The sequence below is a fragment of the Massilia norwichensis genome, from assembly GCF_024753245.1.
GTDB classification, from domain to species: domain Bacteria; phylum Pseudomonadota; class Gammaproteobacteria; order Burkholderiales; family Burkholderiaceae_D; genus Telluria; species Telluria norwichensis.
Genome location: NZ_JANUGX010000004.1, coordinates 26443 through 39788 on the forward strand (window position 1 = coordinate 26443; position 13346 = coordinate 39788).

At 64.2% G+C, this 13346-nt stretch carries 12 protein-coding genes; 6 read left to right on the top strand and 6 right to left on the bottom strand.

Annotation, left to right across the window (positions count from 1 at the left end):
- Positions 1–51: 51 nt before the first annotated feature.
- Positions 52–1194 (bottom strand): acyl-CoA dehydrogenase family protein, encoded by a 1143-nt coding sequence (locus NX782_RS04690; protein ID WP_258844262.1) that lies wholly within the window; start codon positions 1192–1194, stop codon positions 52–54.
- Between the two features lie 14 nt (positions 1195–1208).
- A complete protein-coding gene (locus NX782_RS04695; protein WP_258844263.1) occupies positions 1209–2390 on the bottom strand; it encodes a lipid-transfer protein in 1182 nt (393 codons plus the stop codon).
- Between the two features lie 98 nt (positions 2391–2488).
- On the opposite strand from NX782_RS04695, the gene NX782_RS04700 reads away from it, so the two are divergent.
- From NX782_RS04700 to NX782_RS04710, 3 genes are all read left to right on the top strand, one after another.
- The gene (locus NX782_RS04700; protein ID WP_258844264.1) at positions 2489–3124 is read left to right on the top strand and encodes a TetR/AcrR family transcriptional regulator; all 636 of its coding nucleotides are present in this window, start codon (positions 2489–2491) and stop codon (positions 3122–3124) included.
- 56 nt (positions 3125–3180) lie between these two features.
- A complete protein-coding gene (locus NX782_RS04705) occupies positions 3181–4893 on the top strand; it encodes a cation:proton antiporter domain-containing protein (RefSeq protein WP_258844265.1) in 1713 nt (570 codons plus the stop codon).
- Between the two features lie 74 nt (positions 4894–4967).
- Positions 4968–6887 carry an FUSC family protein gene (locus NX782_RS04710; protein WP_258844266.1) on the top strand — a complete coding sequence of 640 codons (1920 nt, stop codon included), beginning with the start codon at positions 4968–4970 and terminating at the stop codon, positions 6885–6887.
- A 76-nt stretch (positions 6888–6963) separates the two neighbouring features.
- On the opposite strand, the gene NX782_RS04715 is transcribed toward NX782_RS04710, so the two are convergent.
- On the bottom strand, positions 6964–8934 hold the full coding sequence (locus NX782_RS04715; RefSeq protein WP_258844267.1) for an AAA family ATPase: 1971 nt from the start codon (positions 8932–8934) through the stop codon (positions 6964–6966).
- Positions 8935–9414: 480 nt separating this feature from the next.
- Here NX782_RS04715 and NX782_RS04720 point away from each other — a divergent pair, with 480 nt between their 5' ends.
- The gene (locus tag NX782_RS04720; protein WP_258844268.1) at positions 9415–9684 is read left to right on the top strand and encodes a hypothetical protein; all 270 of its coding nucleotides are present in this window, start codon (positions 9415–9417) and stop codon (positions 9682–9684) included.
- A gap of 92 nt (positions 9685–9776) precedes the next feature.
- Here the strand turns inward: NX782_RS04720 and NX782_RS04725 are convergent, their stop codons facing one another.
- Both NX782_RS04725 and gstA read right to left on the bottom strand, forming a co-directional pair.
- Positions 9777–10346, bottom strand: coding sequence for a DUF1697 domain-containing protein (locus NX782_RS04725; protein ID WP_258844269.1), 570 nt, complete (start codon positions 10344–10346; stop codon positions 9777–9779).
- Positions 10347–10390: 44 nt separating this feature from the next.
- On the bottom strand, positions 10391–10999 hold the full coding sequence (gstA, locus tag NX782_RS04730; protein ID WP_258844270.1) for a glutathione transferase GstA: 609 nt from the start codon (positions 10997–10999) through the stop codon (positions 10391–10393).
- 125 nt (positions 11000–11124) lie between these two features.
- Here gstA and NX782_RS04735 point away from each other — a divergent pair, with 125 nt between their 5' ends.
- Positions 11125–11463: a hypothetical protein gene (locus NX782_RS04735; RefSeq protein ID WP_258844271.1), complete on the top strand. Its 339-nt coding sequence runs from the start codon at positions 11125–11127 to the stop codon at positions 11461–11463.
- Positions 11460–12302: an HDOD domain-containing protein gene (locus tag NX782_RS04740; RefSeq protein WP_258844272.1), complete on the top strand. Its 843-nt coding sequence runs from the start codon at positions 11460–11462 to the stop codon at positions 12300–12302. Before NX782_RS04735 ends, NX782_RS04740 begins: the two co-directional genes overlap by 4 nt.
- Before the next feature lie 126 nt (positions 12303–12428).
- On the opposite strand, the gene NX782_RS04745 is transcribed toward NX782_RS04740, so the two are convergent.
- On the bottom strand, positions 12429–12818 hold the full coding sequence (locus tag NX782_RS04745; RefSeq protein WP_258844273.1) for a hypothetical protein: 390 nt from the start codon (positions 12816–12818) through the stop codon (positions 12429–12431).
- Positions 12819–13346: the final 528 nt, after the last annotated feature.

Sequence of the window (13346 nt, forward strand, 5' to 3'; positions counted from 1 at the left end):
TGACACGTGGGCACGGGGTGCCCACCCTACCGGCTCAATGTCGTCCCAGCGTCACAAGGAACGGGCGATGATCTCTTTCATGATCTCGTTGGCGCCGCCGTAGATGCGCTGGACTCTAGCGTCGAGGTACATCTGCGCGATCGGATACTCCAGCATATAGCCGTAGCCGCCGAACAGCTGCACGCACTGGTCGACGATCTTGCACTGCAGGTCGGTGATCCAGTACTTGGCCATCGAGGCCTGCACCGTATCCATGCGCCCGGCAATCAGGTCCTCGATGCAGCGGTCGACGAACACGCGCGCCACGAAGGCCTCGGTCCTGGCCTCGGCCAGCACGAAGCGGGTGTTCTGCATCTCGATCAGGGCCTGGCCGAAGGCCTTGCGCTCCTTCGCATGCTCGACGGTCAGCCGGATGGCGCGCTCAATCGAGGCCACGCCGCACACGCCGACGATGGTGCGCTCGTAAGGCAGCTCGGTCATCAGGTGGGCGAAGCCCCTGCCCTCTTCCCCGCCCAGCACGTTCGCCAGCGGGACGTGGGCATCGTCGAAGAACAGCTCGCAGGTGTCCTGGCCCTTCTGTCCGACCTTTTCCAGGATGCGGCCGACACGGAAGCCCGGATTGTCCTTCGTTTCGAGCAGCATCAGCGACACGCCCTTGACGCCCGCCGCCGGATCGGTCTTGGCCACCACCAGGATCAGGTCGGCCATGTAGCCGTTCGAGATGAAGGTCTTGGAGCCGTTCAGGCGATAGCCGCTGTCGGTGCGGGTGGCGGTGGTGCGGATGCCCTTCAGGTCCGAGCCGGCGCCCGGCTCCGACATGGCGATCGCCGCGATCATCTCGCCGCTGGCGAGCTTGGGCAGGTAATGGCGTTTCTGCTCTTCGGTGCCCTGGTTCAGCAGGTAATGCGCGACGATGGCGTGCACGTGCAGGCCGAAGGCGGTGTCGCCGGCGTAGCAGAGCTCCTCGAACACCACGCACTGGTGGGCGAAGCTGCCGCCCGAGCCGCCGTAGTCGTCGGGGATGTCGGCCAGCAGCAGGCCCATCTCGCCGGCCTTGCGCCAGACCTCGCGGTCGACGTGCTGCTGTTCGCGCCAGCGCTGCTGGTGCGGCGCGATTTCATGGTCGACGAAGCGGCGCACGGCATCGCGGAAACCTTCGAGTTCGGCATCCATCCAGGGGGAGACGTAGTGCATGTTGGTGTCGCCTTTCATACGCGGTACATGGTGACGACGCAGGCGCCGCCCAGGCCCAGGTTGTGCTGCAGCGCGACCTTCGCGTTCCCGACCTGGCGCGCGCCGGCGCTGCCGCGCAGCTGGTGGGTCAGTTCGAAGCATTGCGCGAGGCCGGTCGCGCCCAGCGGGTGGCCTTTCGACAGCAGGCCGCCGGACGGGTTGGTGACGACCTTGCCGCCGTAGGTGTTGTCGCCATCCTGGATGAACTTGTCGGCGCCGCCTTCCGGGCACAGGCCCAGGGCTTCGTAGGTGATCAGTTCATTGTGGGCGAAGCAGTCGTGCAGCTCGACCACGTCGAGGTCTTCGGGGCCGATGCCGGCCTGGGCGTAGACCTTGTTCGCGGCTTCGCGGCTCATGTCGTAGCCGACCAGGCGCATCATGTCGCCGGCATCGAAGGTGCCCGGGCGGTCGGTGGTCATGGCCTGGGCGGCGATGTGGACGTCGGCGCGCAGGCCGTGCTTTTTGGCGAAGTTCTCGGAGACCAGCACCGCGGCGGCGGCGCCGCAGGTCGGCGGGCAGGCCATCAGGCGGGTCATCACGCCGGGCCAGATGGCGGGCGCGTCCAGCACATCCTGCTCGCTGACCTCCTTGCGGAACAGGGCCAGCGGGTTGTTGACGGCGTGGCGGCTGGCCTTGGCGCGAATGCGCGCAAAGGCCGCCAGCGGGGTGCCATATTTTTCCATGTGCGCCAGGCCGGCGCCGCCGAAGTAGCGCAGCGCCAGCGGGATCTCGGGTTTGCCGACCAGACGATCGGTGACGGCGTCGAAGTCGTCGAAGGGCGCCGGGCGGTCGGTGAACACCGAGGCCAGCGCGCCGGGGCTCATCTGCTCGAAGCCCAGCACCAGTACGCAGTCGGCGGCGCCGCTCTGCACGGCCTGGCGCGCCAGGTACAGCGCGGTGGAGCCGGTCGAGCAGTTGTTGTTGACGTTGACGATCGGGATGCCGGTCATGCCGACGCCGTACAGCGCCTTCTGGCCGCAGGTCGAATCGCCATAGACGTAGCCGACATAGGCCTGCTCCACGTCTTCATAGGCGATGTCGGCGTCTTCCAGCGCGGCGCGGGCCGCCAGCGCGCCCATCTCGTGATAAGGGGCGCTGGCGCCCGGCTTGGCGAACGGGATCATGCCCACGCCGCTGACGAATACTTTCTGGCTCATGCCTGTCTCCTCGCTGATTGACTTCGTCATCAGGTCACCCGACCTAGTTTCGCTTAATTATAGGTCAAGCGTACTAGTCGATAAAGTATAATCGGCGTATGGACATGACTCTCGACGGCGCCCTGAAAAACAAGGCGTCCAGCACCACCGAAAAAGGCCTTGGGCGGGCCCAGGACATCCTCGATGCGGCGCGCAGCCTGCTCGCCACCGAAGGGTATGCCGGGCTGTCGATGCGGCGCGTGGCCCAGTCGGCCGGCATGAGCCTGTCGAACGTCCAGCACTACTACGGCAGCAAGGATTTGCTGCTGGAAGCCCTGCTCTTGACCACCATGGACGCCTTCCAGGCCCGCATGGACGAGCTGGGGGCGGCCATGCGCGGGCGCTCGCAGCTCGATCGCTTCCTGTCCACGGTCGACATGTTCCTGGACGAGCTCACCGATCCGGTCACGCACGCGCTGTTCTTCGAGATCTGGGCGCTGGCCTCGCGCAATCCCTTCGCCTCCAGCCTGATGGACAAGATGCTGGGGCGCGAGCGCAAGACCGTCTACAACCTGATCCGTGGCTTGAACCCGGCCCTGTCCGACGAGGAGACCATGCAGCGCGCGATCCTGGTGGTGGCGCAGGTCGAAGGCCTGATGCTGTTCCGGCTCGACAGGCGCCAGCGCCGCGCGCAGTTCGATGCGGTGAAGGCTTCGCTGCGCAAGGCGCTGCTGGCCTTGGCAACGATGCCGTAGGGTGGGATGTCGCTTATACTGGACAGGTTTATCTTTGATAAGGAGGCCTCGTCCTAATGCACCACAACATCAGTCTGATCACCACCATTGCCGCCGCCCTCGGCTTCGGCCTGCTGTTCGGCATGCTCGCCGTGCGCGTCCGCCTGCCGGCCCTGGTCGGCTATCTCGCCGCCGGCGTCCTGATCGGCCCGGCCACCCCGGGTTTCGTCGCCGACGTGGCGCTCGCCTCCCAACTGGCCGAGATCGGCGTGATGCTGCTGATGTTCGGCGTCGGCCTGCACTTCTCGCTCGACGATCTCATGGAGGTCAAGGGCATTGCCCTGCCCGGTGCGGTGCTGCAGATCACGGTGGCCACGCTGATGGGCATGGGGGTCAGCTACCTGTGGGGCTGGGGCCTGGGCGCCGGCCTGGTGTTCGGCCTGTCGCTGTCGGTGGCCAGTACCGTGGTGCTGCTGCGGGCGCTGGAAGACCGGGGCCAGCTCGATTCCTTCAACGGCCGCATTGCGGTCGGCTGGCTGGTGGTCGAGGACCTGGTGACGGTGCTGGTGCTGGTGCTGCTGCCGGCACTGGCCGGTCCGCTGGGCGGCCACGGCGCGGATGGCGGCCATGGCGCCGGCGATTCGCTGTGGCTGGCGCTCGGCAAGACCCTGCTGTCGGTGGGCGCCTTCGTCGCCTTCATGCTGCTGGTCGGCCGCAAGCTCTTCCCCTGGTTCCTGTGGCGCGTGGCCAAGACCGGCTCGCGCGAGCTGTTCACGCTGGCGGTGATCGCCGCCGCGGTCGGTATCGCCTACGGCTCGTCGGAACTGTTCGGCGTCTCCTTCGCGCTGGGCGCCTTCTTTGCCGGCATGGTGCTGCGCGAATCCTCGCTCTCGCACCGCGCGGCCGAGGAAACCCTGCCGCTGCGCGATGCGTTCTCGGTGCTGTTCTTCGTTTCGGTCGGCATGCTGTTCGATCCGCGCGTGCTGGTCGAGCATCCGCTCGAACTGCTGGCGGTGGTCGCCATCGTCCTGTTCGGTAAATCGCTGGCCGCCTTCGTGCTCGTGCTGGCGCTGCGCTATCCGCTGAACACGGCCATTACCGTGTCGGCCAGCCTGGCGCAGATCGGCGAATTCTCCTTCATCCTGGCGGCGCTCGGCATGTCGCTGGGCCTGCTGCCGGACCTCGGCCAGAACCTGATCCTGGCCGGCGCCATCATCTCGATCGCCGTCAACCCGCTGATGTTCAAGGCCATCAATCCGCTGCAGGAATGGCTGCGTTCGAAGTCCGACCTGGCGCGCAAACTCGAACGTTCGGCCGACCCGCTGGCCGAACTGCCGATGACGGTCACGCACGAGCGCCTGACCGGCCAGGTGGTGCTGGTCGGCTACGGCCGCGTGGGCAAGCGCATCGCCGAGGCGCTGGACAAGCAGGGCGTGCACTACGTGGTGGCGGAGCAGAACCGCGAGATGGTCGAGGAGCTGCGGCGGCGCGACCAGCCCGCAGTGGCCGGCAACGCGGCCGATCCGGCGGTGCTGATCCAGGCCCACGTGGCCCGCGCTTCGATGCTGGTGATCGCCACGCCCGACACCTTCCACGTGCGCGCCATGATCGAGACGGCCAAGGCCCTGAATCCCTCGATCCGCTGCGTGGTGCGCACCCACAGCGAAGAAGAAGCGCGCCTGCTGCGCGAGGAAACCGGCGGCACCGTGTTCGTCGGCGAGCGCGAGCTGGCCAGGAGCATGGCGGAGCACGTGCTGCATGGCCTGGAGGAGGCGCCGGCGGCGCACTGAAGCGTGCGTGGCCTGTCCTTGCCATCTTGTACAGTGGCGGTTCCGCCACTGCCGGGATGCCCGGACACCACGCCATGCATCGTCTCCGGGCCTACCTGCGCTATCTGCGCGACTGCCTGATCGCTTCCGATCCCGCGCTCGAACGGCTGCGCAGCAGCCTGCGCGCGGTGCTCACTGCCGGCGCCTGTGCCGGCGCCTTCCTGCTCCTGACCCGGCTGCTCGGCCAGGAATACAAGCTGTCCCTGGCCGGTATCGTGGTGCCGATGATTGCCGCGGCCGCCCTGCCCGATGCGGGCCGCAGGCAGCAGCAGGTCACGATGGCCTGGGTGCCGGTGGTCGCCAGCGCGGTGCTGGTGCTCGGCAGCCTGGTCGCCGCCGATCCCTGGCTGAGCGGGATCTGCTTCCTGCTCGTCATCTTTGCCGCCTTCGAGGTGCGCCGCTTCGGGCCGCGCGCCACCGGCCTGGGCACCATCGCCTACCAGTCCTTTTTCTATGCGCTGCTGCTGAAGGTCCCGCCTTCGAAAGCGCAGTGGCACCCCTTGTTCGTGTTCGGCGGCTGTGCGATCGCCTTCGTCATCCGCTTCTGGCTGGTGCCGGAACACCCCGGCCGGATGCTGCGCAGCGAGCTGCGTGCCTGGCGGGCGCGCATCGCCGTCCTGCTGCATGGGCTGGGACGAGCCAGCCGCAAGCGGATCGATGCCCAGCTGGCGGCCCTGAACCGGCAGTCGCTGGGGCTGGAAGCGCGCATCGCCGACTTTGCGGTGCATCCGGACGACAGCCAGGCCGCGGTCTTGCGCGCCCAGGTCCTGCACGCCGAACTGGCGGCGGAAACCGTCGCCGCGGCGGCGCGCGCGGCCGGCAGCACGGCGCAGCATCCAGATACCGCCCGCTTGCCCGATGCGCTGCGCTGGCGCCTGCGCCGCGCGCGTGAAGTGCTGGCCGCCCTGCCCCCGGCCGACGGGCATTTGCCGGCCATGCGCGACGAGCGCAAGCCGCAGGAAGACACGCCGCGGCCAAACGGCACCACCCGGCGCGCGCTGCAGGCCTGCGCCGCCGCGCTGGGCGCCATGCTGGCGGGACGCGCGCTGGCGCCGGATCACTGGTTCTGGGCCGTGTTCGCATCCTTCATCGTGTTCACCCGCGCCGCCACCGTCGGCCAGACCTTGTCGGGCGCCTGGCGGCAAGTGCTGGCCACGATGGCCGGCGTCGCCGTCGGTATCGCGGTGGCCGAACTGGCGCACGGCCACCGCGGCCTCGAGCTGTCGCTGCTGTTCGTGTTCATCGCCGCCGGCTACTATGCCTTCCACGGCATGCAGAACACCTACACGGTCCTGCTGAGCGCCATGCTGGCCATGCTGTACGAACTGATGGGCATGAACAGTCCGGGCCTGCTGCTGCTCAGACTGGAAGAAACCGCCGTCGGCGCGGCCAGCGCCATCCTCGCTGCCCGCCTGGTGTTCCCGACCCACACCCGCGACGAATCGGGCAGCCGCAGCGCGGCGCTGCTGCGGGCGGCGGGCGAGCTGCTGCGCGCGACCTGGCTTGAAGCGCAGCCCGATGGCCAGCCGGATGGTCGGCATGCGGCGATGCGCGAACTGGACCGCAAGCTGCAGGCGTTGCGCCAGGCGCTCGGCCCCGTCACCGGCACGGCCTATCCGGGGTCGAAGGAAAACCGCCGCCAGCACCTGGCGCGTCTGGCACGCATCGCCTACTGTGTGCGCCACTGCTGCTTCCTGGCGATACAGAACGCGCCTTCCTCCAGCCTTCTGCGCGAGGCCGCCGGCGAGCTGGCCGCGCGCCTGGACGCCGTGGCCGCGCTGCTCGATCCGCCGGCCGCGCCCCAGGCGCCGGGGGACACACTGCCGGCGCTGGCGCTGCCCGCCGTCGCCGAGCGTGACGCCATTCCCTTACAGCTGGCGGTGCGCTGGCTGGGCGAGACCGACCAGGCCCTGCGCGCGATCCGCGAGGAGCTGGCCGCGCCGGGCAAACCCTGAAAAAAAAGCGGCGGACATCGCTGTCCGCCGCCGCAAAGTCCGGGCCGGGCCCGGAACTATCACCAAACTTTCAACATCAGGCCACGGCTTCCTCGGCCTCGCCGCACAGCTTCAGGCTGGCGTGACGGGCGTGCTGCAGGCCTGCCATCAGGGCTTCCTTGTGCTGCTCCAGCAGGGCGAACACGGCATCCTTGGACAGCACGTACTGGTCGAGCAGCGTGTCCTTGATCGCCACGATCACGTCCTGGTAATCGCGGATCGAATTCAGCGTGTAGTTGTACAGCTCATCCGACTTTTCCTCGACCTGGCGCAGGGTGTGCTCGCCCGAGGCGTCGTTGCCCATCTGGCTGTAGTCGATCTTGGCGCGCGAGTACATCGACAGACGGCCCACCATCAGGTTCAGCATCTTGGTGATCTTCTCGATGTCGTTCTGGCTGCCGACCGAGATGCCGCGGGCGCCGTAGAACAGCTCTTCCGCCGCCACGCCGCCGTACAGGCCGATCACGTCGCGCTCCAGCTCTTCCAGCGTGCGCAGCGACATGTCGTCACCCGATTGCAGGACATAGCCCAGGGCGCCGATCTTCGACACGGCTTCGGTACTGATTTTCAGCAGGTGCGACTTTTCCTTCACTTCGTCCAGGCTCATGCCGGCGCGCAGGAAGGGGTCGATCTGCATGAAGAAGTGACCCAGTTCGTGCACGGCGATACGCTCGCGCTGCTTGTGCTTCTCGGCGGTGGTGGCGCGGTCGGTCAGGCCGATGGTCGCACGCTCGTAGGCACGGAACAGCAGGTCGGTGTTGATGATGACCTTTTCCTGGATCGACAGCATCGATGCGCGCTCGACCACGGATTCCAGCAGCGCCGGGCTCAGGTTCTGGGTGATCTCGGCCACCTGGTCGAGGTCGAGGTCGTTCCAGTCCACCAGGCCTTCCTTTTTGCGCGACAGGAAGCTGCGCAGCAGTTCGCGGCGCTCGGCCTTGTTCGGCAGGCGGAAGTTGATCTTCACCGAGAAGCGGCGCAGCATCGCTTCGTCCATCTCGGTCGAGGCATCGTCGAAGTTCGAGGCGACCACCCAGATCACGCCCTGGCCCTTGTCGCTCTTCACGCCGTCCAGCAGGCCCAGCAGAGTGTTGGCGGTGTCGTCTTCCCATTTCTTTTCGCTGCGGCCGCGCGGCATGAACAGGCTCTGGGCTTCATCCAGGAAGATGATGCAGCGGCCCTTGCTCGATGCTTTGCGGTACAGGGCGTTCAGCGCCTTCGAACCACCGCCGACGTAGCCTGATTCCAGGGCCGAGCCCGAGGCCTGGATCAGCGGGATGTCGAGGCGCTTGGCCAGGTAGCCGACCAGCTTGGTCTTACCGGTACCGGCAGGACCGGTCAGCATGACGTTGAAGGGCTTGTCGATGTTGTGCTCTTTGTACAACTCGCGGTTGCGGATCATGTCTTCCAGGTGCAGCACTTCCTGCTTGATGTCTTCCATGCCGATCAGGTCGTCGAGCGAGCCTTTCAGCTTGTCCGGCGAGATCAGCTGGGCGCCGCCGGCATTCATGCCCGGGATGCCGAACTTCAGGGCGTACAGGATCAGGACCAGCACAGTCAGGTCGAGCGCATGGCGCTTCATGAAGGAGATAACGTCGGCAGCGAAGCCTTCGTTCTCGTCCTGCAGGACGGCCTTGTGCGAGCTCAGGTAGTCTTCCTTGGCGATCGAGTAAGGGATCGCGTTCTTCAGCAGGACTTCACGCTCCAGCGACAGGTGGGAGGTACTCGGCACCTTCACCACGTGCAGTTGCGGCGCGCCCTTGAACTTGTAGATATAGCGCGGCGCATCCGACAGGGGATTCGCGACCAGCAGGTAGTCCAGGCGCTCTTTCTGCGATGCCAGCTGGGTGATCTCGGAGATGTTCTGCGAGTGCACCACCGGCGACGGGTCCTGCGGGACATCGGCCTTGTAGATGAACCAGCCCACCATCATGCCCAGCAACACGGCAGTCAGGATACGGACATAAACATTCTTGAAGGCAATTTGAAGTCGGGCGAAATTGGGCATGTATCAGTACTCTTTAATCCGAAGGTGCTTCACGACGTAGATATTGCGTGCCTTCCGAAGTGCCGATTCGACGCGAAAGGCGGCGGTGCATGGGACCGCTTTTTGATGCAAACGTAGGCGTCTGCTATTGTTTTGATGCCCGAAGGCAATGGGGATATGGAGACTATACCCCCAAAGAAAAGACAGGTGTATACCGTGCGCTGAAAAAATTTTGAGACACAACACAGCTGATCAAATTGATACCGATTTTCTTTATGATTTCAATAAGTTAGCTGGACAAACCGCAAAGTTTTCTCTCTTATTTGTACATTAAACAAGTAATCAAGAGATAATAATTATTATTGAGATAATTAGAAAAAATATATTTTCAGCAGCTTTAGGGAAACAGGTAACAAGACGTAACGAGCGCAATCCGTATCGCTTTTTTGCTATGCTGGATTGGTACCCGGATGCAGTCTCCGCGGTGGACATTTGGAAGGAATGACCGTGAAACGAACCATTCTTGCTGCAACGCTCACTCTGCTCATCGGCAGTGCCGCCCAGGCCGCCGTGATCGACCTCGAAACGACCCACGCCATCCGCAGCCATCGCATTGCCGATATCGCGACGGTTGCGCGTACCGAAGTGGTGACACCGCCCTCGCCTTCGATGTCCGAGCTGCCGGAACCGGAAGTGTTTGCGATGATGCTGGTGGGCCTGATCCTGATCGGTTACCGCGCGAGCCGCGACAGCAGCGAAAAGTTCAAGTGATCCTGAGCGGAGGGGAAAAAAGTAGACGGCGCCAATGGCGCCGTTGTCGTTTGCAGTGCCGCTTGTTTCTTATATGGGGACCGGATGCCCGCTTACAAGGGCGCAGTGCACAACGCGTGCAGCTTGAGCAGGGTCGCCCAATTGCGCGAGGTCGTGGAATCGCCCAGCTGCTTGCCGAGCGCAGCCGCGGCGGCGCTATCGAGGATACCGTCCGGGCACCAGACGTAGGCGGCGCGCTGGCCCAGCGCAGTGGCGCCGGTTTGCCATTCCTGGCCGCACAGCCCTTCGAGCGCCTGGCGTGCCTGCGGGCTTGAATGCGGGCTCGACAGGATGAAGGCCAGCAGGCGCGAATGGTCGCCGGCCTGGTCGAGCAAGGGATTGCCGGCGATGACCTCGGCGAGTTCAAAGGCATCGAGCACCAGCACGCGTGCAGCCACGCCCAGCTTGAGCACCAGCGCTTCTTCGATCTGCGTGGCGACCTCGTCCTGCGGCTTGACCGGGCCGCTGAAGACCAGGTTGCCGCTATTCAGGACACTGCGCACATCGTCATAGCCAAGGTCGCCGACCAGCTTGCGCAGGTCGGCCATGGCGATACGTTTTGCGCGCCCGACATTCACGCCCCTCAGCAGGGCAACGTAGCGTTTGCTTGTCATGGCGCGCATGGTAGCCTGTCCGCGCGCTCAGTGGCGCAGCGCAGCACCGGACCTCACTTGATCAGGCCTTCGTCGCGCAGCGCCTGCTGCACGGCCGGACGGGCGGCGACGCGCTGGGTGTAGGCGGCGAGCACCGGCCACGGCGACAGGTCGAATTGTACGAAGTTGGCCCAGCCCAGCACCGTGAACAGGTAGGCGTCGGCCACCGTGAACTGCGAACCCATCAGGTAGTCGCGGCCTTCCAGCTGGCCGGCGATCCAGCCCAGGCGATTGCCGAGGTGGGTGCGCGCGGTTTCCTTCATGTCTTCGGTCGAGGTCGGACGGAACAGCGGGCTGAAGCTCTTGTGCACTTCGGTCGCGATGAAGTTCAGCCATTCGATCAGGCGGTAACGCTCCAGCGTGCCGTTGGCCGGCGCCAGCTGGCGGTCCGGGGCGAGATCGGCGATGAACTGGAGAATGGCCGGACCTTCTGTCAGCACGGCACCATCCTTCAGTTCCAGGGCCGGCACATAGCCCTTCGAATTGATCGCCAGGAAATCGGCGCCGCTTGCCGTCTTGCGCGCGCGGATATCGACGCGCTCGGTCGTGAATTCCAGGCCTGCCTCGATCAGGGCGATGTGGGAAGCGAGCGAACAGGCGCCCGGGCTGAAATAGAGTTTCATGCTTGTCCTATCAAATTGAAACCTGCGGAGAATACAACAGTTCGCCGTGGCTTGCCGGCCAGGGGGAGCCGTCCACCCGATGCGGATGGTAATATAAATCCGTTAATGAAATGCAAGAGGGAAGTATGAACGGGGCTTACCAGCTGACACCGTTGGCTGCCGTCGCGCCAGGCATGGTCCTGGGCGAGGTGCTGCGCGACGAGAAGGGCAATGTGCTGCTGGCGCAGGGCGTAGTGCTCACCGAAGGCATGCTGGCATCGCTGGCACGCCATGGCGTCGAGCTGCTGCCCATCCTCGGCGCCGCCCGCGCCACGCCCGCGATCGCGATCGATCCGGCGCGCGTCCAGGAAAGGCTGGACCGGCTGTTCCGCAAGCACGAGCGCGACAACCATGGCGACTGGGCAGCTGGACTGCTGCGCCAGTATATGGAGGATTACCGCCTGGGACGCGAGGTGCAGCGATGAGCAGACTGTCGCCCGAACAGCTGGCCGCGAGCGTGCAGGACCTGCCTTCCCTGCCTGCCGTCGTGATGGAGCTGCTGAGCAGCATCGAGCAGGAGAATATCGATATCTCGGTGCTGGCCAAAAAGGTGTCCTACGATCAGGCCCTGACGGCCAAAACCTTGCGCCTGGCGAATTCGTCCTCTTTCGGCCTGCAGGTGAAGGTGGCGACGATCCAGCAGGCGATCACCTTCCTGGGCTTTCAAACCACGCGCAACCTGATCACGGCTGCGGCCGTTACCGGCTGCTTCCCGAATGGCCGGTGCCCGGGCTTCAATGACAAAGCCTTCTGGCGCCATTCGATCGCGACGGCGGCCTGTTCCCGTTCGTTGGCACGGCGTTTGCGCTTCAACCAGGATGTCGCCTTCACGGCGGGATTGCTGCACGACATAGGCCGCTTGGTCCTGGTGACCGGCCATCCCCAGGCTTACGGCGAGGTGCTGGCGTGGCGCGGCAGGCAGGACAGCGAATGGCTGGAAGCCGAGCGCAGCGTGCTGGGCATCGACCATGTCGACGCCGGGGTGGCGCTGGCGGAACACTGGAATTTTTCGGACACGATGCGCCAGGCAATCGCGTATCACCACGCACCCGAGACACCGGGCGCGGGATTCCTTGCCGCCATCGTCCATGTGGCCAACGCCGTTGTCCATGCGCTCGACCTGACGGGCGAGGAAGATGAACTGGTGCCGGCACTATCCAGCGTGGCCTGGGATGCGATGGGCTTGAACGAAGATGCTTATATGGATCTGTTCCGGGAAACGGAACAACAACTGGACGAGATGTCGGCCATCCTGATGACTTGAAGGGGTGCTCCCCCTGCAGCTCAGGACGGCCTGGAAGTGACGGCAGCGGACGCAATCCTGACGGACGCGAACCCGCTGCCGGGTCTGGCCGGAGGCATGACAGGACCGGCTGTCATGCCCTCGGCATCAGTGCGCATAGTTGCCGGACTTCGATGCGTCGCTCTGCTCTTGCGGCTGGGCTTGCGCTTGCTGAGCGGCTTGTGCAGCAGCCTCTTTTGCAGCTTTTTCTTCAGGCTTCGGGCGGCCTTGTGCATCCGACAGGCGATATTTGGTGCGGCGGTCGCCCATCAGGTCGCGCAGATCGCGGATGCTCATGCCGGTCACTTCGTGCATGCGGATCAGCAGCGAAGCGCCGACCGGCAGGCGGTGGTGACGGATCTTGCTGATCACCGGCGGAGCGACTTCCAGCATGCGCGACAGCGCTGCGTCATTCTTCAGTTGCATCTTGCCGAGCAGAATGTCCAGCAAGTGGTTCGGGTTGTAGCTTTCCTGTGAAGACAGAGCGTGATGTGCCATGATTACCTCGTGAGTGGTTAAAATAGTTCTCTTACGAACTTTGTTAAAGACTTCGTTTCGTCAACATAAGTTCCCGGATTACGTTACCGAACGATCAATCGACTGCGCGTCGACAACGACCCCGGACCCCGTGCGCTCCCTAACAGCTTCTTTCACGCACTTGTTTTTCGAACAAATTATCAAACTCATACGGCGAGTTGACACTCGACCTGAGCACGAAAATCATTGATCGAAATCAAGCTATCGTTGGGAAAGCTTGTCATACAGTCATTTCAGCACATGGTGACAGATTGTGGCGCACGCAAGAGTTTTCTTGAACTTATTTTGCAATTGCCGGTTCGCAGTAGAGTCCTCCCGGCAATGACAAACATAACAGTTAGCAAGGCGTTTTCAAGATTTAACAATGTAACCGACTGTTTCAAAACATACGGTTAAGAAATTAATCATTCTGGGTAGAAGCGAATCGAGCTGCGCACGTCCATTTCCGGGCGTGTTTCCGATTTGCGGTAAACTGGAATTCACTTGTCA

Excerpts from the sequence above, each read along its gene's own strand:
- NX782_RS04705 (WP_258844265.1), top strand. The coding sequence starts at position 3,181 with ATGCACCACAACATCAGTCTGATCACCACCATTGCCGCCGCCCTCGGC.
- NX782_RS04715 (WP_258844267.1), bottom strand. The coding sequence starts at position 8,934 with ATGCCCAATTTCGCCCGACTTCAAATTGCCTTCAAGAATGTTTATGTC.
- NX782_RS04725 (WP_258844269.1), bottom strand. The coding sequence starts at position 10,346 with ATGCGCGCCATGACAAGCAAACGCTACGTTGCCCTGCTGAGGGGCGTG.
- NX782_RS04745 (WP_258844273.1), bottom strand. The coding sequence starts at position 12,818 with ATGGCACATCACGCTCTGTCTTCACAGGAAAGCTACAACCCGAACCAC.
- NX782_RS04740 (WP_258844272.1), top strand. The coding sequence starts at position 11,460 with ATGAGCAGACTGTCGCCCGAACAGCTGGCCGCGAGCGTGCAGGACCTG.
- NX782_RS04695 (WP_258844263.1), bottom strand. The coding sequence starts at position 2,390 with ATGAGCCAGAAAGTATTCGTCAGCGGCGTGGGCATGATCCCGTTCGCC.
- NX782_RS04690 (WP_258844262.1), bottom strand. The coding sequence starts at position 1,194 with ATGCACTACGTCTCCCCCTGGATGGATGCCGAACTCGAAGGTTTCCGC.
- NX782_RS04700 (WP_258844264.1), top strand. The coding sequence starts at position 2,489 with ATGGACATGACTCTCGACGGCGCCCTGAAAAACAAGGCGTCCAGCACC.
- NX782_RS04735 (WP_258844271.1), top strand. The coding sequence starts at position 11,125 with ATGAACGGGGCTTACCAGCTGACACCGTTGGCTGCCGTCGCGCCAGGC.
- NX782_RS04720 (WP_258844268.1), top strand. The coding sequence starts at position 9,415 with ATGACCGTGAAACGAACCATTCTTGCTGCAACGCTCACTCTGCTCATC.
- gstA (WP_258844270.1), bottom strand. The coding sequence starts at position 10,999 with ATGAAACTCTATTTCAGCCCGGGCGCCTGTTCGCTCGCTTCCCACATC.
- NX782_RS04710 (WP_258844266.1), top strand. The coding sequence starts at position 4,968 with ATGCATCGTCTCCGGGCCTACCTGCGCTATCTGCGCGACTGCCTGATC.